Annotated in this window: 21 protein-coding genes; 11 read left to right on the forward strand and 10 right to left on the reverse strand. The window is 48.1% G+C overall.

Annotation, left to right across the window (positions count from 1 at the left end; genetic code table 11):
- The first annotated feature begins 298 nt into the window (after positions 1 to 298).
- The gene (locus ABD880_RS09105; protein ID WP_345164863.1) at positions 299 to 2,863 is read left to right on the forward strand and encodes a zinc-dependent metalloprotease; all 2,565 of its coding nucleotides are present in this window, start codon (positions 299 to 301) and stop codon (positions 2,861 to 2,863) included.
- A 193-nt stretch (positions 2,864 to 3,056) separates the two neighbouring features.
- Positions 3,057 to 3,893, forward strand: coding sequence for a hypothetical protein (locus ABD880_RS09110; protein WP_345164866.1), 837 nt, complete (start codon positions 3,057 to 3,059; stop codon positions 3,891 to 3,893).
- A 111-nt stretch (positions 3,894 to 4,004) separates the two neighbouring features.
- Here ABD880_RS09110 and surE read toward each other — a convergent pair whose 3' ends face one another.
- A complete protein-coding gene (gene surE / locus ABD880_RS09115) occupies positions 4,005 to 4,838 on the reverse strand; it encodes a 5'/3'-nucleotidase SurE (protein WP_345164868.1) in 834 nt (277 codons plus the stop codon).
- Positions 4,839 to 4,973: 135 nt separating this feature from the next.
- Between surE and ABD880_RS09120 the strand changes: the two genes are divergently transcribed.
- Positions 4,974 to 5,702, forward strand: a complete 729-nt coding sequence (locus tag ABD880_RS09120; protein WP_345164870.1) for a hypothetical protein — start codon at positions 4,974 to 4,976, stop codon at positions 5,700 to 5,702.
- Positions 5,703 to 5,714: 12 nt separating this feature from the next.
- Positions 5,715 to 6,155 carry a hypothetical protein gene (locus tag ABD880_RS09125; RefSeq protein ID WP_345164872.1) on the forward strand — a complete coding sequence of 147 codons (441 nt, stop codon included), beginning with the start codon at positions 5,715 to 5,717 and terminating at the stop codon, positions 6,153 to 6,155.
- Positions 6,156 to 6,210: 55 nt separating this feature from the next.
- On the opposite strand, the gene ABD880_RS09130 is transcribed toward ABD880_RS09125, so the two are convergent.
- A complete protein-coding gene (locus tag ABD880_RS09130; protein WP_345164874.1) occupies positions 6,211 to 7,029 on the reverse strand; it encodes a pentapeptide repeat-containing protein in 819 nt (272 codons plus the stop codon).
- A gap of 191 nt (positions 7,030 to 7,220) precedes the next feature.
- Here ABD880_RS09130 and ABD880_RS09135 point away from each other — a divergent pair, with 191 nt between their 5' ends.
- The 6 genes from ABD880_RS09135 (at position 7,221) to ABD880_RS09160 (ending at position 13,896) form a co-directional block, all read left to right on the forward strand.
- The gene (locus ABD880_RS09135; RefSeq protein WP_345164877.1) at positions 7,221 to 7,658 is read left to right on the forward strand and encodes a DoxX family protein; all 438 of its coding nucleotides are present in this window, start codon (positions 7,221 to 7,223) and stop codon (positions 7,656 to 7,658) included.
- Between the two features lie 89 nt (positions 7,659 to 7,747).
- Positions 7,748 to 9,502 carry a M14 family metallopeptidase gene (locus ABD880_RS09140; protein WP_345164881.1) on the forward strand — a complete coding sequence of 585 codons (1,755 nt, stop codon included), beginning with the start codon at positions 7,748 to 7,750 and terminating at the stop codon, positions 9,500 to 9,502.
- A gap of 693 nt (positions 9,503 to 10,195) precedes the next feature.
- Positions 10,196 to 10,561, forward strand: a complete 366-nt coding sequence (locus tag ABD880_RS09145; RefSeq protein ID WP_345164884.1) for a BlaI/MecI/CopY family transcriptional regulator — start codon at positions 10,196 to 10,198, stop codon at positions 10,559 to 10,561.
- 1 nt (position 10,562) lies between these two features.
- On the forward strand, positions 10,563 to 12,050 hold the full coding sequence (locus tag ABD880_RS09150; protein WP_345164887.1) for a M56 family metallopeptidase: 1,488 nt from the start codon (positions 10,563 to 10,565) through the stop codon (positions 12,048 to 12,050).
- Positions 12,051 to 12,217: 167 nt separating this feature from the next.
- Positions 12,218 to 13,123: an ABC transporter ATP-binding protein gene (locus tag ABD880_RS09155; protein ID WP_345164891.1), complete on the forward strand. Its 906-nt coding sequence runs from the start codon at positions 12,218 to 12,220 to the stop codon at positions 13,121 to 13,123.
- The gene (locus ABD880_RS09160) at positions 13,120 to 13,896 is read left to right on the forward strand and encodes an ABC transporter permease (RefSeq protein ID WP_345164894.1); all 777 of its coding nucleotides are present in this window, start codon (positions 13,120 to 13,122) and stop codon (positions 13,894 to 13,896) included. The genes ABD880_RS09155 and ABD880_RS09160 overlap by 4 nt, the downstream gene beginning before the upstream one ends.
- 56 nt (positions 13,897 to 13,952) lie before the next feature.
- Here ABD880_RS09160 and ABD880_RS09165 read toward each other — a convergent pair whose 3' ends face one another.
- The 8 genes from ABD880_RS09165 to ABD880_RS09200 form a co-directional block, all read right to left on the reverse strand.
- Positions 13,953 to 14,666 carry a hypothetical protein gene (locus tag ABD880_RS09165; RefSeq protein WP_345164896.1) on the reverse strand — a complete coding sequence of 238 codons (714 nt, stop codon included), beginning with the start codon at positions 14,664 to 14,666 and terminating at the stop codon, positions 13,953 to 13,955.
- A 75-nt stretch (positions 14,667 to 14,741) separates the two neighbouring features.
- Positions 14,742 to 15,446 carry a hypothetical protein gene (locus tag ABD880_RS09170; RefSeq protein ID WP_345164898.1) on the reverse strand — a complete coding sequence of 235 codons (705 nt, stop codon included), beginning with the start codon at positions 15,444 to 15,446 and terminating at the stop codon, positions 14,742 to 14,744.
- An 88-nt stretch (positions 15,447 to 15,534) separates the two neighbouring features.
- Positions 15,535 to 16,218 (reverse strand): hypothetical protein, encoded by a 684-nt coding sequence (locus tag ABD880_RS09175; protein WP_345164901.1) that lies wholly within the window; start codon positions 16,216 to 16,218, stop codon positions 15,535 to 15,537.
- A 263-nt stretch (positions 16,219 to 16,481) separates the two neighbouring features.
- On the reverse strand, positions 16,482 to 17,684 hold the full coding sequence (locus tag ABD880_RS09180) for a bifunctional 3,4-dihydroxy-2-butanone-4-phosphate synthase/GTP cyclohydrolase II (protein ID WP_345164903.1): 1,203 nt from the start codon (positions 17,682 to 17,684) through the stop codon (positions 16,482 to 16,484).
- A 193-nt stretch (positions 17,685 to 17,877) separates the two neighbouring features.
- Positions 17,878 to 18,381, reverse strand: a complete 504-nt coding sequence (locus tag ABD880_RS09185) for a hypothetical protein (RefSeq protein WP_345164906.1) — start codon at positions 18,379 to 18,381, stop codon at positions 17,878 to 17,880.
- Positions 18,382 to 18,849 (reverse strand): hypothetical protein, encoded by a 468-nt coding sequence (locus ABD880_RS09190; RefSeq protein WP_345164908.1) that lies wholly within the window; start codon positions 18,847 to 18,849, stop codon positions 18,382 to 18,384.
- A 22-nt stretch (positions 18,850 to 18,871) separates the two neighbouring features.
- Positions 18,872 to 20,860: a DNA primase gene (gene dnaG / locus ABD880_RS09195; protein WP_345164910.1), complete on the reverse strand. Its 1,989-nt coding sequence runs from the start codon at positions 20,858 to 20,860 to the stop codon at positions 18,872 to 18,874.
- A gap of 221 nt (positions 20,861 to 21,081) precedes the next feature.
- The gene (locus ABD880_RS09200) at positions 21,082 to 21,576 is read right to left on the reverse strand and encodes a DUF6252 domain-containing protein (RefSeq protein WP_345164912.1); all 495 of its coding nucleotides are present in this window, start codon (positions 21,574 to 21,576) and stop codon (positions 21,082 to 21,084) included.
- A gap of 244 nt (positions 21,577 to 21,820) precedes the next feature.
- On the opposite strand from ABD880_RS09200, the gene ABD880_RS09205 reads away from it, so the two are divergent.
- Positions 21,821 to 22,921, forward strand: a complete 1,101-nt coding sequence (locus ABD880_RS09205) for an Mrp/NBP35 family ATP-binding protein (RefSeq protein ID WP_345164915.1) — start codon at positions 21,821 to 21,823, stop codon at positions 22,919 to 22,921.
- The last annotated feature ends 2 nt before the right edge of the window (positions 22,922 to 22,923 follow it).

The raw sequence follows: 22,923 nt of genomic DNA on the forward strand, positions 1-22,923 counted from the left end.
TCCAGTTTTTGGCCGGGGCTTTTTCCTTTACCCGCACCCAAGGCGTTTTTAGCCTGTTTCCTGAAAAACAAGTCAAAAACGAGAAGGAGGGCAACCATCACAACATCAGACTCTACCGGTGAGCAGAAGTGGTACTGCTATTTAATTTCAGCCACTACTTCAATTTTAAAATAAAGTTTCAAAAAGCGGGAGCAAGCATTAAACCTTTCACCTGCGCGCTTGTCTATTGCTTGCAACCCTGGTTGCAAAATGCCACACACCAAACAAATCCTTTACTAACAAAACACCATACACCCGTATGAAGAAATTCTTATTAACCCTTGGCTTGGTAGGTTCTGTTGCAGGAGCAACCATGGCCCAAGGCCGCACCCAGCCCGCCGATTCAACGCGCCGGGTAGCAGGCGCCGCCGGTATGGCAGGCACCGCCAACAACAAAGCCAAGCCGAAGCCCTACGCTGACGTGATCACGGACAAAGCCCAGACCAAAGCCGGCTTCTTCAAAACCCACAAAGTAGATGACAAATACTTCTTTGAGCTGGCTGACTCCGTTCTGGGGCGTGAGCTTTTGGTGGTAAACCGCATCTCTAAAGCCGGCGCCGAAGTTCGTTCTGCCTCTGGCTACGCTGGTGACCAGATTGGCTCTGCCGTGATCATGTTTGAGAAAGGTCCAGATGATCGCATTTTCATGCGCAAGATCTCTTACGCCACCTACAGCCCAGACAGCACCAAGAGCATGTACCAGTCTGTACAGCGCTCTAACGTGCAGGCCATTGTAGCGGCCTTCAACGTGGCGGCCTACGGTCCTAACAACAAGAGCACGGTGGTAGACATGACGGACTACATCAAAGGCGAGAACGAGATCTTCTCTTTCAGCAACGCGGCTGGCAAGACTCGCTTTAGATTAGGCAACTTCATCTCTGACCGCAGCTACATCCAGAACGTACGCAGCTTCCCGCAGAACGTAGAGGTAACCACGGTGAAAACCTATGTCTTGACGCCTCCTACTACTGGTTTTGGCGCAGCTCCGGCTGGTGGCGGTGCTGGTTCTACCTTGAACGGCTCTTCTACCATTGAGATCAACACGTCTATGGTGGTATTGCCTAAAAAGCCGATGCAGCCAAGATTCTTTGACCCGCGCGTGGGCTACTTTGCCGTAGGTTATACAGACTTTGACGCCAATCCACAGGGCGTAAAGGAAATACAGATGGTAAAACGCTGGAGACTGGAGCCTAAGCCCCAGGACATGGCCAAGTACAAGCGCGGTGAGCTGGTAGAGCCCATCAAACCTATCATCTTCTACATTGACCCAGCTACGCCTAAGCAGTGGGTGCCGTATCTGATTGCCGGCGTAAACGACTGGCAGAAGGCCTTTGAGAAGGCTGGTTTCAAGAATGCCATCATTGGCAAAATGGCACCTACAGAAAAAGAGAATCCAAACTGGAGCTTAGATGATGCGCGTCACAGTGCTATTGTCTACAAGCCTTCTGAGATTTCTAACGCCAGCGGTCCGTCTATCTCTGACCCACGCAGCGGCGAGATCATGGAAAGCCACATCAACTGGTACCACAACGTAATGAAACTGGTGCGTGACTGGTACTTCATCCAGGCTGCCGCGGTAGATCCGCGTGCCCGTAAGATGGAGTTCCCAGAGGAATTGATGGGTGACTTGATCCGTTTTGTGTCTTCACATGAGGTGGGCCACACCTTGGGTCTTCGTCACAACTACGGCTCTAGCTCTACGGTTCCTGTAGAGAACCTGCGCAACAAGAAGTGGGTGGAAGAGCACGGGCACACGCCGTCTATCATGGACTACGCCCGCTTTAACTACGTGGCCCAGCCAGAAGACAACATCTCTTCTAAAGGCATCTACCCAAGAATTGGCGATTATGACAACTGGGCCATTGAGTGGGGCTACCGTGTGTTACCAAATGCCAAAGACGCGCATGATGAGGTGGCTATCCTAAACAAGATGACCATTGAGAAACTGAAGAACCGTCGCAACTGGTTTGGTACCGAAATCAACCCTGATGATCCGCATTCTCAGAACGAAGATTTGAGCGACAACGCCATGAAAGCTTCTGAGTACGGCATCAAAAACTTGCAGCGCATTCTGGCTAAACTGCCTGAGTGGACCAAAGAACAGAACGAAGGCTATGACAACTTGGAGAACATGTATGGTCAATTGACTACACAGTTTAACCGGTACATGGGCCACGTAGCCAAGAACATTGGCGGTATCTATGAAAACCCGAAGACGGTGGAGCAGGAAGGTTCTATCTATGAGCGCACGCCAGCGGCCACCCAGAAAGAGGCCATGGCTTTCTTAGACAAGCAGTTGTTTAGCACGCCTACCTGGATGATCAGCCCAGCGGTTTTAAACAACACCGGCGCTAACCCGATGGTGATTGTTTCCCGTAGCCAGCAGGCAGTTCTAAACAGATTGGTAAGTAACAGCACGCTTACTAAACTGATTGCCGCTGAAGCCCTGGACGGCAACAAAGCCTACAAGGTAACCGACTTCTTTACCGACATGAACGGTGCTATCTTCAAAGAACTGAAGAACAAGCAAGCCATTGACGTGTACCGCAGAAACCTGCAGAAGATCTACGTTGAGGAACTGATTGACCTGGTGAAACCAGCTCCAGCCCCCACCGCCGCGCAAGCAGCCGCCGGCGCTGGTAGAGGTGGTGCCACGCCAACCATGGCCATTGGGCAGAGTGATGTTATCTCTGTAGCCAAGGCTGAGTTGCGCAACATCAACAGCATGATCAAATCTGCCTCTACCCAGACGGATGCTTTGAGCAACTACCACTTGCAAGACCTTTCTGACCGTATCACAGAGGCTTTGAACCCAAGAGGATAATTTACTTTAATGCTTACAAAAAAGGCTGTCCCATTTCTGGGACAGCCTTTTTTGCATTTTGGTCTATGGCAATTCATTTAACAATGTTTCTGCTCATTGTGGCTATTCCTACCTTGCCAAGGTATATTTTTTTCAGTCAAGGCTTACCTGTTACGACTAAACCCTATTAACAGAGCATCCTAATTTTAACTACATGAAAAGTGTCTTCTACATCAGTATTTTACTATTCACCATTCTGACCATTTCGTGCAAAGAAGATACAACGGAGGAGGTAGTACCTCAGATTTTGCGTCTCACAAAAATGAGCGAAACCTCTCCAATCTACGATCCTTCCACTCACTTATTTAAATACAACCAAGAAGGAAAACTAATAGAATACAACTTTCAACCTGGCAGGTATGTTTCCAATGAGGTAGACATGCATTCCTACAATTCTCAAGGGCAATTGAGTGAGATCCTGAGCTATGACACTAAGAGAAGCTCTTCTTATCTAAGCAAAACAACCCATACTTATAATGCTTCCAATCAGCTAATAAAGCTCACCAGAGACGAAAGCGGATCTTACTACGCAATTGACTATAATTCTCAAGGTAATATTTCTGAAATAAGATTCTACTATGATGGGTCTACTACTGCTTCTCAATGGTACATCCTTGAATATGATAGCAGAGGAAATATGACTAGTCAGAAAACGTACAGATCAGAACAAGGCAAAGCTGCCATGTTAAGTCAACATAGCATTGTAGAATACGACGACAAGCCGAATCCCTTCCACAAATTAGGGTCTCCTCTTTTAAGGAGCTATGGTCAAAACAGCATCCTTGAGGGCTTCTTAATTGGCTCTCTCAGCCCCAACAATCCCACTAAGGTGGAGCTACGCATGTACCTCCAGCAAAGCGGTCAAGTGATGGAATGGGTGAAAACAATAAACTACCTATACAAATACGGCGCGGGAAATCTGCCTATTGAGATTACTTATTCTAACTCTATGGGAGTCAATGTACAAACGCTAGAGTATGCTGTTCAATAGTTAAGAAATCACCAAACAGAGTCATCCGTTTTTGGTCTGTTTTCTGTAAAACAGACCAAAAACGGCTTTCCCCTACTCAAATAACGAGCAACGAATAACCAATAACAAAATCTACCCTTCCTCGTGGCCGCTTTCTATGGTTTTGGAGCCTTCGGTAGGCTTTACCTCTGGGTTCAGGTTCCACTCGTTGTTGAGTTGGACAATGGCGTGGGAGGCGGTCATGTCAAACTGGCAAGGCACTACAGAGACGTAGTTCTGGGCTAAAGCCGCTTCATCGGTATCGGCGCCTTTGTCAAAATTCACGAATTTACCGGTGAGCCAGAAGTAGCTTCTACCCATGGGGTCCTGGCGCTCGTCAAACTCTTCTTCCCATTTGGCGCGCGCCTGGCGGCACACCCGTATCCCGGCAATGGGCTTGTCAGATTTCTTCGGGAAGTTCACGTTCAGGGCCACGCCATGTGGAATTCCAAACTCCAGCGCCTGACGCGTGATCATCTCCACGTATTTTTCGGTATGTGAAAAGTCTATGTCATGGCCGTAGTCACAGAGTGAGAAACCAATGGCGGGCAAGCCTTCAATGGCCGCCTCAATGGCCGCCGACATGGTACCAGAATACAAGACGCTGATGCTGGAGTTAGAACCGTGATTAATGCCGCTCACCACTATATCTGGTTTTCTGTCTCGCAAGACATGGTGCTTGGCAATCTTGACGCAGTCAGCGGGCGTGCCAGAGCATTCATAAGACTCTAAATCTGGGAAGATAAGCGACTTATCCAAGCGCAGGGTGTCCCCAATGGTAATGGCGTGGCCCATACCAGATTGCGGTCCGTCTGGCGCCACTATCACCACGTCACCTATCTTGCGCATTACTTTTACCAGCGTATGTATGCCCGGTGCAGTAATACCATCATCATTGGATACTAAAATCAGAGGCTTCTTTGCCATGTCTTCAAGAATTAAATGCGCCGCCAAATTACCTTGAATACGCGCCATCGCCAAAAAAGAGCAAAGCAACTTGCCTTTTACCCTTGCGTTATCTTCCTATAACTTGTATTTATGTGACCTGCAACCTAGACCACTATGAGAAAGACCCTCTTTGCCTTAGGCACCTGCCTTTTCTTAGCCTCATGCGGCACCGACAGCGCCACTACTACCACCTCGGCTCAGGAAGACTCAATTGCTGCCGCCGCTGAAGAAGCCAAAGAAGAGGAATTAACCCCAGAACCAGACGCCACCGAAACCGAAACCATGGACGACAATGCCATGGAAGCCGTCATTGCTGAGGAGGTGTCTGCCGGTACGTCCACCTCGGCCAGCAAAGCGCCAACGTCAGACAATCCCTTGTTCAACCTGAGCATCCAGAAAGGTCAGGCCGGCGCCGTTAAGATTGGAATGCCTATTGAAGAATTGCAGAAGCAGTATGGCTACAACAAACTCAAAGAAGTAGAACTGCAACAGGAAGGCACTGCCGTGAAAGCCTATGAAGTGCTAGGCGAACGCAACCGCACCGACCTACGCGTGGAACAGCAGTGTAAAGGAACGGCCTGCAAGGTATGGCGCATCACCGTGCTCAACCCTGCTTTCAAAACCCAAAGCGGTATTGGCATTGGCTCTACCTACAAAGACTTAAAAACCAACATGAACATTAAAAGTGTAGCCCAGGGCGAAGGCAATTTTGTGGCCATCTCAGAGGATAACAAGATGAGCTTCGTGTTGGATGTGAGTAGTATGCCAGCGGGTAACGTATCAAAGCTGAAGGTGAACACCGTGCCTGGTGATACTAAGGTGACCAGCGTGATGCTCTTTTAATCAAAGATGAATATGAGGCTCTTGCTTGTACCATTTGTTTTCTTTGTCTCTAGTTTTTCCTTATTAGGTCAAACTAGAGATACAAATCAAAAGGAAGTAATAGCTTTGGATGAGCAAAACTCACAATGGCTGGCCGCCTTGAAGGGTTTGGAGCAGGGTGAACAATGGGTCATGATTAAAGAAAGACTATTGCAAAACAGAGGTTCCTCCAGTGCAAAAATCATAACACCACTTCTAATCATTGATGGAGTAGTAATTCCGATAGATTCATCTACTTTCACATACACTCAATTAGCATCTACCTTAACCGAAGATAAAATCAAACAGATAACTGTAGTGGACAAGGAATTAAGTAATACACTTTTTCACAGGCCTTTTACTAGTTGGATTATAATCAATTTAAAAGACAGAAAAACTAGCAAGGAATTTCATAAACGCTATAAAGCACTTTAAACAGAAAGGGCGGCCACTTCACAGTAGCCGCCCTTTCTGTTATCACAATAACCTACTACTTAGCTACTTCAATTAGAGATGCACTAAGCTTGGAGTTGTTGACTTTGGCGTATTTCACGTCCAAGTCACCAGTCCGAGTGGCGCCGGTGAACTTCACGTCGCCTTTTAGCTGGGAATATTTAAAATCGGCGAAGCCGGTGAAACGAGCCTTCTGGAAATCTGCACCGTCTCTAAATTCTGCATATTTAAAATTGGCGACGTCTGCAAAGGTAGCGCCGGTGAACTTGGCCGCTTCTGGGAACTTGACATACTTGAAGGTGGCATCACCTAAGAACTTGGCCTTGCTGAAATCCACAGACTCCTGCACTTTGATGTACTTGAACAGCGCTTCCTTTTTGAAGGTACTTCCGGCAAAAGATACAGCATCTTTAAACCTGGAATACTTGAACGCGGTCTTTCCTTCAAAGACGCAGTTGGCGAAGGTCACGGCCTCTTCAAAATCTGTGTTGTAGATTTCATTCTTCAGGTCACGCTTTTCAAGTTTGATGTTCTCACCTTCCAGGTTGTCTGGGTTGTAATACGCCAACACGTCGCCTTGAAAAGTGCAGTTCTCAAACATAAGTGGAGCGGTCACCTTGCTCAGATATTCGCGTTGCGGAGAAATGGCGTCAGTCCCTTTGTTATTATTGGTGACCAGCGTTTTGTTTTGCAACTGCGTCAGGTCCAGGTTACCCGAAACAGTCACGTTTTTGTAGCTTATGCGCTCGCCGCGGTTAATGCGGGCAATGACCTCCGAGGCGGGCACGATGGTTTGCGCCCAAAGAGAAACAGGTACGGCTATAAAAGCCAGTAAGAGGATAAACAGGTTTTTCATATGCTTTTGGTTTTAATGTATGCTGAGAATGGTCTTAGAATAAGCCGTCTTAGGCTCCTTTCTTCAATTATTTTGGAGCTTGTTGTTGAAAGACATGCTTTCCTGAAGAGGGATGCACCATGGTAAAGATTTTTTTCAGATTTTAGCCTGATATTCTAATCTATATTATCAAACACCGCTCCTACACTAACATGCAATTCTTGAAAAACAACTACCGCTACCAAGACCTCGGGTTATTGATTCTCCGGGTAGGCATTGGCTTTATGTTCATCGTACACGGCTGGCCAAAAATAACGGGCGGCCCCGAGATGTGGGCCAAAGTGGGCGGTGCCATGGGCACGTTGGGCATCACGCAGGGCGCTGTCATATGGGGCTTCTTAGCCTCCTTCGCCGAGGCAGGTGGTGGCTTGCTGATGATTTTGGGCTTGTTTTTCCGTCCGGCCATGGTTTTGATGTTTCTCACTATGTTGGTGGCGGCTTATATGCACTTTGCGTCGGGTGATGGTTTTGGCGGCTACTCGCATGCCTTAGAGGCGGCTATTCTGTTCTTCAGCTTGTTCTTCATTGGACCCGGCCGGTTTAGCTTGGACCAAAGCGTTTTCGGGACAACGCCTGCTCGCCGATACTAACTCAATACTTAATCCCTTCCTTCGTTTTTAGCCTGATTTCTGGAAAACAGGCCAAAAACGGATTTTCTTTTCCTTTTAATCAACACGCAATGCTTCTTACGCTTCTTACCCTTCTCACCAGTTTCTTGTTGCAAACCTCGCCTACTCTAAACTGGCAGACACCTTATGAGAAAAGTAAGAAGACGCAGACCGCCACCTATGAGGAGTGCATTGGGTATTATCAGCGTCTGGACCAGGCTTACCCAGAGATAAAGATGTCGCCTATTGGCATGACAGATGCTGGCAAGCCTCTGCACACCGTGGTCATCTCTACCAGTCAAGATTTTGACCCGGTGTCTGTCCACCAGAAAGGCAAGACGGTGATTCTGATTCAAAACGGCATCCATCCGGGAGAGCCCGAAGGCATTGACGCGACCATGATGCTGGCCCGCGACCTGATGCAGAACAAGAAGCTGAAGGCGCAACTGGACAACGTAGTGCTGGTCATTATTCCTATCTACAATGTAGGAGGCGCTTTAAACAGAAACAGCCACACGCGCACCAACCAGAACGGACCAGTGAGCTATGGCTTTAGGGGTAACGCCCGCAACCTGGACCTGAACCGCGACTACATCAAGGAAGACTCCAAGAACGCCAAGACCTTCGCAACTATCTTCAGGACCTGGGACCCCGAGATTTTTATAGACAACCACACCAGCAATGGCGCCGATTATCAGTACACCATGACGCTCATACCTACCCAGCACAACAAACTGGGCGGCGCGTTGGGCAAGCACTTGAAACAACAGATGCTTCCGGCGCTTTTCAAAGGCATGGAGAAGCGCAAATGGCCCATGGTACCGTATGTGAACTCGCGCGGCGAGACGCCAGAGACCGGCATCTTCGGTTTTGCTGATTTGCCGCGCTATGCCTCTGGCTACACCACTTTGTTCCAGACGCTGGGCTTCATCCCGGAGACGCACATGCTCAAGGCCTTTGACCAACGCGTGGCCTCTACCTATGACCTCATGCTGGAGTTTTTGGATTACACCGCCAAAAACGGAAAGACCATCCAAACTGCCCGCCAACAAGACCGCGCCGCTTTGCTCAGCCAACAACAATTTGCCTTGAACTGGGCCCCAGATACCACGCAGGTAGAAACCATCCAATTCAAAGGCTACGAGGCCAAGTACAAAGCCAGCGAAGTAAGCGGCCTGGAGCGCCTGTACTATGACCGCAAAGCACCCTTCACACGTCCGGTACAGTACTTTGACACCTACAAACCTACCTTGACAGTGACCAAACCGGTAGCCTACATCATTCCGCAGGCTTGGACCGAAGTAATTGAACGCCTCCAGCAGAACCAAGTCACCTTGAAGCGCCTAGGCAAAGACACGGTGCTAACCCCAGAAACCTATTACATCACCGACTATAAAACCGGTCAGCGTCCTTATGAAGGCCACTACCTGCATACCGACGTGCAGGTGCGCAAAACTCAGCAGCCTATCCAATATTACGCCGGCGATTATGTGGTGTACCTGAACCAAGTGAGCAACCGCTTTTTGGTGGAAGTGCTGGAACCGCAGGCGCCGGACTCCTACTTTGCCTGGAATTTCTTTGACTCCATTCTGGGCCAGAAGGAGCATTTCTCTGCCTACGTGTTTGAGGACTTGGCCGCCCAGTACCTCAAGCAAGACCCCAAGTTGAAAGCCGCCTTGGAAGAAGCCAAAGCCAAAGACCCCAATCTGGCCAAAAGCGCCCAAGCCCAACTCAATTTTATCTACCGCAACACCCCGCATTATGAGAACACCCACAACCGGTATCCGGTGGCCCGCTGGTTAGGGGGTGCGTTGCCGGTGCAGTAATCAATTCCATTTTTGGCTAGTTTTACCAAAAACAGGCAAAAACGGTTAGGACTCTCCCGCAAGCTTATAGCTTGTGGGTACAGTTGAGGCAAGCTTTCAACTTGCGTTACGTATTATGCCTTCACGCAAGTTGAAAACTTGCTATCTATCAAAGCTCCAAGTTGAAAACTTGAAGCAGGGAAAGAGGAGAAAAAAAGGAAGCATTTTTGAGCTGTTCCTCAGAAAACAGATTAAAAATGCGAATACCTCAGAACCACTGGTTATCTAGCTGGCCACCAAGATCCTTTCAGGATGACAAAGGTGGTGAGGGGAAAGGTGGTGGAAGGATGAAGTGCTGCAGAATAAGAAAAGATTGCAGATTGAGGAAAGATGGTGGAATAGTAATAGACTTAGAGAAGAAGGAAGAATTTGGGGCTACATTCTTTTAGTTACTTTACATTTGGGTTGACATGCCTTTAGTAATCTTACCCTTCAACAAAGCCAAGCCCGCGCCATTGTTGGTGTTATCACCAACAATCCAATAAACCTTTAAAAAATTTCAACACATAAAAAGCCTCTTCTCCTACATAGAAGAGGCTTTTTATTTTTCTTGAAAAAATATTTCACCCAAAACGCATTACTTATTACGAATTTTTCGTAGAATTACTAAACAATCGTAACACTACGAACATCTCGCATAATAAAATAAAACCCATGGAAAAGCTGACGCAACAAGAAGAGGAAGCCATGCAGGTCATATGGGAAACCCAGGGCGGCTTCATCAAGGATTTCCTGGACAAGCTCCCTGAGCCCAAGCCGCCTTACACTACCCTGGCCTCTACCGTCAAGAACCTGGAGAAGAAAGCCTTCGTGCAGGGTGAGAAACTGGGCAACACGTACCGCTACTCCCCGCTCATTAAAGCCGAGGAGTACAAGAAGAAGTTCATGAAGGGCTTTGTGGGCAACTACTTCCAGAACTCCTACAAAGAACTGGTGGCCTTCTTCGTGAAGGAGAAGCAGCTGAGCCCCGAGGAGCTGAAAGAAATCATGGACATGATTGAAAACCAAAAAACCAATTGATATGCCAGCGCTCCTCCTTTATCTGCTTCAGGTGAATATTGGGATTGCCCTGTTGTATCTCACCTACCACCTGCTGTTGCGGCCTACCACCTTCTTCCAGCTGAACCGCTGGTTCCTGTCGGGCGGCCTGGTCCTAGCCAGCGTCCTGCCGCTGTTTGACTTTTCTGCCCTGTTTACCAAAAACGAGCAGGTGTACCAGACCTTGGCTACGTTTTCTGGCACCTGGACATTGCCTGCCGCCAGTGCACCGGTAGAAACCGCCTTTGACTATTGGCTCATACCCATATACCTCTTTTGGCTGGGCGTAGGCGTGATGGCTGTCCGGTTGCTGGTGCAGATGGTCTCTTTGTACAGACTGCACAGACAGTCCCAACATGCGGCATTCCAGGGTATTCCCTTTAGAGAGTTGCCGGTGGCTTTTCCGCCGTTCTCTTTTGCCAACACCATTTACTTTAACCCCAGCCTGCACCCCGAGCAGGATTGGCTGCCCATTCTCAAGCATGAGCACACGCACGTGACCCAGTGGCACACCCTGGATATCCTGCTGGTGGAGTTGACCTGCCTGTTCCACTGGTTTAACCCGGCCGTCTGGCTCTTGCGCATTGCCCTCAAGCAGAACCTAGAGTTCTTAACCGACCAGCAAACCCTGGAGGCCGGCATTGACCGAAAGCAGTACCAGTTCTCGCTTCTGCAAACGGCAGGGGCACCGCCAATAGCGTTTACGTCTTCCTTTAACTACCATTCACTTAAACACCGAATCATGATGATGAACAAAGCTCCCTCTACCCGGGTACAGCAAGCGCGTTTCTTGGTAGCTATCCCGGCCCTGGCCCTCTCGCTTTTCTCGTTGCAGGGAATGGCGCAGACTTCACCTGTCTCCATCTTAGAGCAGACCACCCAAGACGGTCAGAAAATCATTTCTCAACAGGATGATTATGATGTATTCAAGCGAAGGAATCCTACAGTTGATAAGCTAGGCTGGAATCAAGAGAACCTTTATGTACACCTAAAATCTGGCAAAACCGAAGTCTATCCTAGAACGGCAAAAGGGTTGGCCGAAGCTGAGAAGAAATACGGCACATTGCCTTCACCACCTCCCCCACCACCGCCTGCCCCAGCTGCACCTGACGCACCAGATGCCGCCTTGGCCCCACCGCCGCCTCCACCGGCCATGAACGTAGACTTGCCGGCAGATTTCAAGAAGCGCAACCCAACGGTAAAAGGCATTAGCGCCAGCGAAGACACTTTTTATGTGATTTTTAAAAATGGCGAAGTGGAATCATTTGATGCTACGGCAGAAGGCAGAGCGGCCTTTGAGAAAAAGTATGGGGCCTTACCGCCACCTCCACCGCCTACACGCGTAGAGGTAAACGAGATGGCTCCTCCGCCACCGCCAAAAGTTAAAAAGAAGAACCAGCCACCTTCACCACCCACTATAATCGTGGATGAAATGGCACCGCCGCCGCCACCGAAGCGCAAAAACAAGTAAGCTCCGTTTTTGGCCCCTTTTGGCCAAAGCAAGCCAAAAACAGAAAGCCCGCTCTAAGAGCGGGCTTTCTGTTTTTCAGGGATAAATATTCAAGATTCGTAATTCTCTTAAATCCTTCTAGCTTTGTAGAAAGGCCAAAGTAGGCCGCTCTTTAAGCAAAGACAGATTTGGCAAACGTATTAGACATACAGGGGCTCAGCAAGCGGTACAAGTCCGTGCAGGCCCTGGACCAATTAAGCATCAGCGTGCCCGAGGGCAGCATCTACGGATTGCTGGGCCCCAACGGAAGCGGCAAGACCACCACGCTGGGCATTGTACTGGACGTGATTAACCCCACTGCTGGTACGTTCCAATGGTTTGGGCAGCCGCTCTCCAAAGAAACCAAGCGACGCATTGGCGCCCTGCTGGAAACGCCCAACTTCTACCCCTACCTGACAGGCCTTCAAAACCTGAAGATTGTTGCTGACATCAAGCGCGTAGACCACAGCCAGGTGCAGACCGTGCTGGAAACCGTGGGCTTGGCCAACCGCCAGCACAATGACTTTAAGGGCTACTCTCTGGGCATGAAACAGCGTCTGGCCATTGGCGCCGCCTTGCTGGGCAACCCAGAGGTACTGGTCCTGGATGAGCCCACCAACGGTCTGGACCCAGAAGGCATTGCTGAGGTACGGGAGCTCATTCTCAACGTGGCCAAACAAGGCAAGACTATTCTACTGGCCAGTCACCTGTTAGACGAGGTAGAAAAAGTCTGCACCCACATGGCCGTGTTGCGCGCCGGGCACCTCAAAGCCGAAGGACCGGTAGGCACAATCATGTCAGCGCATGACCTGGTGATTATCAACGGCGGCGCGCCGCTGGAGAAGTTGGAGGAGATTGCCCGCTCCCTACCTATTGTGACAGATGCCAAGATTATTCACCATCAGGTACAGCTCATCCTGCAAACCGGCGTGGACAGCGCAGAGGTGAACAAGGCCTTCTTCGCGCAGGGCATTGCCTTGAGCCAACTCACCGTGCGCAAGAAAACCCTGGAAAGCCAGTTCATGGAAATCATTAAAGCCGATAAAAAGATATGACCCCGTCCCTCCTCCGTGTAGAGCTCAGAAAGCTATTACCCTATAAAACTGCTTGGGTAATTCTGGCCATCTTCGCCGCGCTCCTGTTTTTGATTCTGCACATCAGTAGTAACGTGACCATCAATGGCCAGACTGCCGGGCCCTCCTTCTATGAATTCCCTGGCCTATGGCCGAAGGTGACCTATGTGGCCAGTTACTTCAATTTACTACTTGGTATCTTGATTGTAATTGCCGTCACGGATGAGTTCACGTTCAGGACCCTGCGCCAGCAAATTATTGACGGTTATACCCGCGCCGATGTGGTGCAGGCCAAATACTCCGTGGTCTTACTTCTGGGTTTTGCCTGTGCGCTGTATGTATTTGTGCTGGGCTTGTTCTTTGGTATTACCAGAGCCACCGAGGTGCCCTTTTCTAAAATGTACGTAGACGCAGAGGCGGTGCTGTATTACCTGGTGCAGGCCATCGGGTACATGTCCCTGGCCATGCTCTTCGGGTTCTTGATTAAGAAAAGCGGTCTGGCCATTCTGGCGTTCTTGATTTACGCCAAAATTCTGGAGCCCATCATCCATTACCAACTGCCAGACCACATAGACAAATACTTTCCCATGAAGGTGCTGTCCAGCCTCACGCCCATGCCGGGCAAAGAGATGTTTGAAATGGTGACCGGCGCCTCTGAGGCCCTAACACCCATGCACGCTTTGTTGCCAGCCGTCCTGTACATTGGTCTATTCAGTTTCCTAAGCTACTTTTTACTGCGCTTCAGGGATTTGTAACTGTTGTGACACAAAAAAGCCTCTCATGAATGAGAGGCTTTTTTGTGTCACAACAGTTACTTGACCAATGAATTGAGATGTTCTACTATTCTTATCAAATGATTGGGGTCTTCATAGTCAAGTTCATGAAGTTTGATAAACCTTCGCATCTCATTAGCATGAACGCCATAGAGAGAGGTTAAATCCTTCCTTGGTTTTTCTAAGGCCATAATATCTTGGCCTTTCACCTGTAAGAAGAATTTGTATATCATTTGATCTTGGTGCTTAGGGTTAGTGGTTTTCCCATTAAGTTCAAAACCAATAAATGAGGCAGGTACTTCCACGGGTTTGGAATACACCGTCCTTGAGTTCCTGCGTAAAAGCAAGGCATAGGTACCCGGCACTATTTCTTCAAAATAAGTAGGCATGGATCTATAGTCATTCCCCATCCTGTAACCATACGGCAAGACTTTAAAAAGCCGCGGGTAGCCGTCATGCTGATCTATTCCCTGAATAAATTGAACGGCAATAGGAGCAAAAGCGGCTTCTGTGCTGTCTGCCAGCTTTACGCGCACCAAGTCAAGTTGGTGATAAATAGTAATGGTGCCTTCAATGGTCTGTCCAGTAGCCAGAAACACTTTCCCTTTCAACTTTTGATTAATACTCACCTCCTTCATCTCATCACTATCAGCAGATGCGGCGACAGCATTCTGGGCGCAAATGGCATGTGCAAAGAACAATGAGAATAGGACAGGACTAACCAGTCTTAATGAACGCAGTATAGATGGCATAAAGGATATATAAAATTTTAGATTTAATTATTTCATTTAAATATAAGAATCTACTCCTACCCTACCTGCCAAATTCTAAGAAATACTATCAAAATAGGTGATAATCTTCACCAAATCTGGTAGCCTTGTCAACTTGAGCCTGTTCTTCATGATATAAGGTCTCATCTGTCTATTCTTCTTCCCAAAAACTACTTTTAGGTCTTTCTTTACATCTCTGAGTTGTTTTACCTTGCCCGTAGGCATTAGAATGAAAAAGACGTCTTGTCGCTTGTCAGTGTAAACTACTCCTCTAGGAATGCCTGGTTCAATGGGGGACCCGCCTAATAGGGCGCTGTAAAAGGGATTATCGAGCATATCTTTCCTAACAATAGCTTCTTTGCGTAGTAGCCCGTATTTGCCAATGGTAATCTGCTCAAAGAACGAAGGGGCCAATAAATCACTGTAATCCTGCCCGAAGTTCCACCGGTGGGTGATAAATACCCTCCTGAATTTTCCGTCTTTGTCTACTGCCTCAAAACCGCTCACTGCCTTTGGAGTATACTCGGCGGCGACATCGTTTGCATTAATTACCCTAACTATTTCTTCGGTGCGGTAATAGATGATTTTGCCATTTACAGAATCACCGTTGGCTAAATATACCTTTCCTAGAAACCATTCCTCTACCAGCTTAGAATCCCTAACTGGACCAGTATAACCGTGCTGTGCCCACAATACATTACAGCAAACAAGTGATAGGATTAAGAAGAATACAAATTTTATAGGAAGGAATGCCTGCTTCATACAAAGGCGTTTACATCTTGTATTAATTCTTTAAAGTAAGAAAAATTACAAAGCCCTTCAAAGCAAGACGGCGTGCTATATAATCACGTTAAGAAATCGTCCCGAAGTACGTCACAATCTTCACCAGGTCTGGCAGGCTGGTGTACTTGAGTTTGTTTTGTTTGATGTAGGTTTTCATCTGGCCGTTCTTCTTACCAAACACCACCTCCAGGTCCTTCTTCACGTTTCTGAGTTCTTTCACCTTACCGGTTGGCAGTAACAAGAAAAAGATGTCTTGCCGTGCGTCCACGTAATACGGCCCAGCCCCCGGGTACCCGCCTGCTGGATAATAACCGCCCATGTTTCTGTAATATGGGTCACGGCTTATGTCTTTTCTGACCATGGTTTCGCGGCGTAGCAACCCGTACTTGCCCATGGCAATCTGCTCAAAAAAGGCCGGCGCCTGAAAATCACTGTAGTCGTTCCCGAAGTTCCACTTATGCGTCACAAACACCCTTCTGAAACGACCGTCTTTGTCAACGGCCTCAAAGCCGCGAACGGCCACCGGTGCTAAGGCCACCACGCCACCGTCGTCTTTGACTACTTTAATCAAATCCTCGGTGCGGTGGTAGGTGATTTTTCCGTTGATGGAGTCTCCGTTGGCCAGGTAGATTTTACCCATTGACCACTCGTCCACCAACCCAGACGCTTGCGCCATGCCTTGGGTTGAGAACAGGACTGCCAGCACCAAAAGCCCCAGCCCTTTCCAAACTGTTTTCTTCAAATCCATCATATCCCCCAATTATATCTTATTAATACTATATACCAACAAATCAACTAGAAAGTTGTTTTTGCTCAGTCTATTAAAACGAAGAAGGGAAGCCAGAACGTATCTCCAAATCCAATGAGAAGATGCCAAAAGTTCTATTTCCTTTTACGTGGTAAAAGCAAGAATCAGGCCTAAACCAACTAGAAAAAGAAAAGGCGAAAAGCGGATTCCCTTGGGTCTCCGTTTTTCGCCTCATTTGGTAAAAACAGGTCAAAAATGACTTCTTTCTACTTCTTCATAATGGTATGCCCCAGCTTGTCGCGCTTGGTAGTGAGGTACCGCTGGTTGTGCTCATTGGCGGCAATCTCAATAGGAATTTGCTCTACAATCTCCAAACCGTAACCAATAAGGCCTGTGCGTTTTCTGGGATTGTTAGACAGCAGACGCATCTTGGTCACGCCTAGGTCGCGTAAAATCTGGGCGCCCACGCCATAGTCACGCTCATCTGTGCCAAAGCCTAATTGCAAGTTAGCTTCAACGGTATCCAAACCTTGCTCCTGTAGTTTGTAGGCTTTCAGTTTATTCAAAAGACCAATACCGCGGCCTTCCTGGTTCATGTAGACAATCACGCCCTTGCCTTCTTGCTCAATGATTTCCATGGCGCGGTGCAGTTGCGGTCCGCAGTCACAACGGCAAGACCCGAAGATGTCACCGGTCACGCAAGATGAGTGCACGCGTACCAATACGGGCTCGTTCTCCGCCCAGGTGCCTTTCACCAAAGCCAGATGCTTGGCATTGTTACTGCGCTGGGTGTAAGCGTATAGGTCAAAGTTGCCGAAGTCCGTAGGCAGTTCCACGGCAATCTCGCGCTCAATGAGGCTTTCCTTCTGCAGTCTGTATTGAATGAGGTCCTTGATGGAAATCAATTTGAGGTCGAAGCGCTCGGCTACTTTCTCCAGGTCCGGCATGCGGGCCATAGTGCCGTCTTCGTTCATGATTTCTACCAACACCCCGGCTGGTGCCAGACCCGCCAACAAGGCTAAGTCAACGGCGGCCTCGGTGTGGCCAGCTCTTCTAATCACACCTTCTTTGCGTGCACGCAAAGGGAAGATGTGGCCCGGCTTGCCCAAAGAAGCAGGGTCTGTCTTAGGGTCTGCCAAGGCCAGAATGGTTTTAGCGCGGTCACTAGCAGATATACCCGTGGTACAGCCATGGCCCAACAAGTCCACACTTACGGTGAACGGGGTAGCGTGCAAAGCGGTGTTGCGGCCTACCATCAGTTCCAAGCCCAGCTCGTCGCAGCGCTCTTCGGTGAGCGGGGCGCAGATAAGGCCGCGGCCGTGGGTGGCCATGAAGTTGACAATCTCTGGGGTTATTTTCTCAGCGGCACAGATAAAGTCGCCTTCGTTTTCGCGGTCATCATCATCTACCACTATGACTACCTTCCCGGCTCTGATGTCATCAATGGCATCTTGTATTTTATCTAACATGACATTACTGTAAAGTGAAGGACGTGTTTTTTCCACAAAAGAAGAACCCATGCCTTTGGATGCGCAAAGATAGCAGTTTTTTATGCCTAACCCTTGTTAGGAAGCAGTATCCTTGAAGTGCGTGGGATATGGAAGCGTTTTGGGGCTGTTTTCTGGAAAAGAGCGTGAAAATGGAATGAAGATACCAGATGAACTAACTGAATACGTCCAGTGAGTTCCAATAAATTCCCATCTGGCCTCTACTTTGCATAGCTACCCTATCAATTCTTTCAGGGAATGAAATCTGTTTACCCTCTAACATAAACTCTTGGAGGCTTTTGAAAGAGGAAAATCTATCAAATACAAAATCCCAGTCTATGTAATAGCCTAGCATCCAAGCGAGTTCCTTGTCAAGTGTTCCTGCGCGGATACGGTCATCTAGAACCTGAATTAATTTAAGTTCAGAGTCCTCATCCAATTCACAAATTCCTGATAAGTCACTAGGCTCAACAAGCGCGTACCATTGTATAAAAAGAGCTCTTTTTAAGGCTTCAGGCTCAAATTCAGCTAACGTTGCATATTGCCTGTGCACCTCTTTATAAGCCACAAAGATTTCTTGCAATGTGTCTTCATCTCGCGTTTTGCTACTTTTTAGTTGAAGAGCGCGAGAATAAAGCCTGTTTTCTTCTTGTGACAGTTGTTGCAAGTTTAAACCCATCTACAACTGTGGTATGTTGCTAATCTTTTCAATTACTGGCTCCAAAGTAGAAATGATATGTACCACATGGTTCTGACAGTAAACTCCATAATGCTTTAATTCATCTGGAAAGATGTAATCAGCTATCGTTTCATTTTTAATAAAACCCATATACCTAGATTTCTTAAAAATACAGAAGGTGTTAAACTCTCCTGTTTCATACTCGTCCCAATCATTGAAGTTTAAAAAACTCTCATTGAATACCTGATAAGCCACATAACGATGGAAGGAGATGTTAAACTTTGTACCGTTTTCATTCACCGACAATAGACGGTTCTCTGAAATCACCTTATCATTAATTAGTACATCTTGTACAGTTTCAGAAGTCATGGATTCTGAAATTTCCAGACAAAGACCATTATCTCTGGGTTCATACAATGCAGTTAAATACATTGATGGATACCGGTTAATTTCTTGGAAATTCTTCATTTGCTTACTTCCCTCTTGCAGACTATCTGTTCACCACAATCCCCAGCATATCGCCAATCTGCTTCTCAAAGTCTTTGAGGGCTTTGATGGTGCGAAGGACTTTGTCTAATTCTTGCGGGTCTTGGAGGGTTTGCAGGCTTTCCATGTGGCCGCGTATCATTGCTTGCACGTTTCGCCATTTCAAGCGGAGGACTTCACGCTCAGAGCCGTATTGGATGAGGTCAATCTCGCGGGGCACGAAGACTTCATGTTTGGCCCAGCCGTCGCTGAGCTCATACTTTTCGCTGACTAGGTCTATCACCTCGTTGCGGATTTCCTTTTCCTCATGTTGCATAAACTCGGAGGCGGTGGGTACAAAGCCTTGCTCCAGTTTAATGCGGCACATGTCAAAGAGGCGCTTGTAGATGGGCGTCTGGAATTCAATGTCCTCTAGTTCGCCGAGCATGAACTGACTGGCGGTGAGGCCTTCTTCTACTTCTTTGTCGGCGTAGTTGAGGATGAGTCTTATGACTTCGCGCTCCCGGGTCCTGATGAGGCTGGTGGTGTCCTCGCCCTGGTTTTCCTGTTCATAGGCTTCGGCCTCTGCCGCCGCGGCGGCTTCTGCTTCAGCGGCCATCTCTTCAAAAGAGCCAGGCGCGTAAGAACCCGGCGAAAACGCTGAAGGAGCGGAACCCGGTGCTGGCTTAGAAGACTTTTGCTCGGCCAGATGAATCTTGTTGTACTCAGAAATAAGCACCTGCTCGTCAATCCCGAACTGGATGCTACACTGCTTCAAAAATACCGACCGCTTGATGGCGTCTGGAATCTTGGCAATAGAGACCACCATCTCTCTAATGGCCTCGGCTTTTTTGACCGGGTTGTTTCTGGCCTCTTGCGCGTAGAGTTCAGACTTAAAGGATATAAAATCCTGACTGTGCGCCTTGAGGTACTCTTTGAATTTGGTGTCGCCTACCTTCCTAATGTAGCTGTCGGGGTCATCGCCGTCCGGGAACAGCACCACGTCCACGTTCAAGCCACCCTCCAGAATGAGGTCGATTCCGCGCAGAGAGGCCTTGATACCCGCCGGATCGCCGTCGTACAAGACCGTAATGTTCTTGGTGTAGCGGCCAATGAGCTTAATCTGGTTCTCTGTTAAAGAAGTGCCTGAAGAAGCCACTACGTTTTCAATGCCGCCCTGGTGCAATGACAGCACATCCAGATAGCCTTCTACCAGATAACAAACGTCCTCCTGCCGGATGGCCTGCTTGGCCTGAAATATGCCATACAGCACATCAGACTTATGGTAAATAGGCGACTCTGGAGAGTTGACGTATTTAGGCGACTTCTTGTCATTGCTCTTAAGCGTTCTTGCCCCAAAACCAATGGTACGGCCACTGACATTATGAATAGGGAACATGACGCGACCCCTAAAGCGGTCATACTGCTTGCCTTCCTCCTGCTTGACAATGGTGAGGCCGGTTTCTTCCAGGTACTTGAGTTGGAAGCCTTTCTCCAGCGCCGCTTTAGTGAAATCATCCCAGGAGTCCAGGCTGTAACCCAGTTCAAACTTCTGGATGGTGGCCGCCGACAAGCCGCGTTGCTTAAAATAGGGCGCACCTATGCTCTGGCCTTCGTCGTTTTTATGAAGCGCCTTGATGTAGTATTCTTTGGCAAAATCAGAGATGATGTAGAGGCTGTCGCGCTCGTTTTGGGCTTGGACGGCGGCTGGGCTAGTGTCTTCCTCAATGTCAATGCTGTACTTTTTGGCCAGGTACTTGAGCGCCTCCACGTAGCTGGTGCCCTCAATGTCCATGATGAACTGCACCGCGTTCCCCGCCTTGCCACACCCGAAGCACTTGTATATGCCCTTATTGGGCGCTACTGAAAAAGACGGTGATTTTTCATAGTGGAAAGGACAAGGCGCCCACAGGTTCTGACCCTTCTTCTTCAAACTCACAAAATCACCCACTACCTCCACTATGTCGGCTTGCTGGATGATTTGGTCAACAACTTCTTTCTTAATCAGGGCCATGGGTACATTTGAGAGATGCTAGTAGTAAGACGCTAGATGTTAGACTCTTTATTACTGGCTCTTTGGAGTTACAAGACAAAGATACTGCGGTTTTACTTAATCATAGTCTACCCTAATATGCAGAGGAAAAACAGAAAAAGCCAGCTATGATGGCTGGCTTTTGAGGAAATCGTTTTGGGCTGTTTCCTGGAAAACAGCCCAAAAACGGCAATTACATTCGTTTACTTTTTAGTTATGATCCCTTCAAATACTCCTTTCGTAATCTGGATCTCCTCTTGGTCTGATGGATCGCTGTTATAAGGCACCTTTTTTAATGCAATCTGGAAAGTTCCTTTCACCATATTGGTTTCTGTGTTGTAGGCAGTCACCACTACCTCAGAGGAAGCATCTTCCCTATTCAAGATATAATTGCTTTTGATAGATCCATCCTCATTCAACTTATAATAAAGAGCAAAACCTGTAGCTGGCAATTTATAGGTGCCTGTTCCTTTGAAAGCAATTTCTAAACTCATCATGCCATTCTTGGTGTAGGCGCCAATAAATAAAGAGTCTGTCCATTGTGAGATCTTATATAGATTTAAGGTAGGCGGTTTTTCTTGAGTCCAGACAACTGTGTTTTTGCTTAAGCTCGCATCTGGAGCTGGATCATCCTCTTTTCCGCAAGAAAGTAAGAACACGGCAATCAGAATGGGTAAAATGGTTTTTAGATATTTCATTTGTAATAGGATTATAGGATTGTAAAATTGAGATTTAATAGAATTAATATGACAACGCTAATATGCTAAGCAATTAGTATAAGCTTAAATCATTTTTCACCTGTTTCCCAGAAAAGAGGCTGAAAATGAGGCAATAGACAAAAACACAGTTTCCTACACGCTACTACAACTAAACCTTGCTTCTTAGCTTGTTATACAGATAGTGTGTATCTTTGCACTAGCGAAATTTAGCGCCTATATTCCTATGGCCATTACCAAAGAAGACGTATTAAAAGCCCTTAGTTATGTAGAGGAGCCAGATCTGGGCAAAGATTTGGTGACCTTGAACATGATTGAGGAGGTAGCAATAGACGGCCTTAAGGTGAGCTTCACCGTGATTCTCACCACGCCGGCCTGCCCCTTAAAAGACCTTATCCGGAATGCCTGCATCAGGGCCATAACTACCATGGTGGACCCAGCCGCCCAGGTGACCGTGAACATGACCTCGCGCGTGACCACCGCCCGCGTAGATACCACGGTATTGAAAGGCGTAAAGAATATTATTGCCGTAGCTTCTGGTAAAGGAGGCGTAGGCAAGTCTACCGTAACCGCGAATCTGGCCGTGGCTTTGGCCCAGTCGGGTGCGAAGGTAGGTTTGGTAGATGCTGATATTTCTGGCCCGTCTGTGCCGACTATGTTTGGCGTAGAGGATGCTCGTCCGGTAGTATACCGCACGCCAGAAGGCCAGAACTTGATTCAGCCTATTGAGAAATTCGGTATCAAGTTAATCTCCATCGGGTTCCTGACGCCAGCAGAACACGCGGTGGTTTGGCGCGGTCCTATGGCCAGCTCAGCCTTAAAGCAGTTCATCACCGAGGTGGAGTGGGGCGATTTGGATTATTTGCTCATTGACTTACCTCCGGGAACCAGTGACATTCACCTGACGTTGGTACAGACAGTACCGGTAACGGGCGCCATCATTGTGACCACGCCGCAGAAAGTAGCTATAGCCGATGCCGTGAAAGGTTTGCAGATGTTCAGACAACCGCAAATCAACGTGCCGGTTTTGGGCTTGGTAGAGAACATGGCCTACTTTACGCCAGCTGAGTTGCCAGACAACAGATACTATATCTTCGGGCAGGGCGGCGGACGTGATTTGGCAGAGCGCTACGGGGTTCCGTTCATTGGCGAGATTCCGTTGGTACAAAGCATTAGAGAGAACGGTGACGCGGGCACCCCGCAGATTCTGGAAGAAGGCTCACCGGCCACTGCCGTATTCAAGCAGGTGGCAGAGGAAGTTGCCCGCCAGATTTCTGTCAGAAACGCCAGCTTGGCCAGAACTCAGGTAGTAGAAATTAAAGCGTAAGT

Source organism: Nibribacter koreensis, assembly GCF_039541795.1.
Classification (GTDB): domain Bacteria; phylum Bacteroidota; class Bacteroidia; order Cytophagales; family Hymenobacteraceae; genus Nibribacter; species Nibribacter koreensis.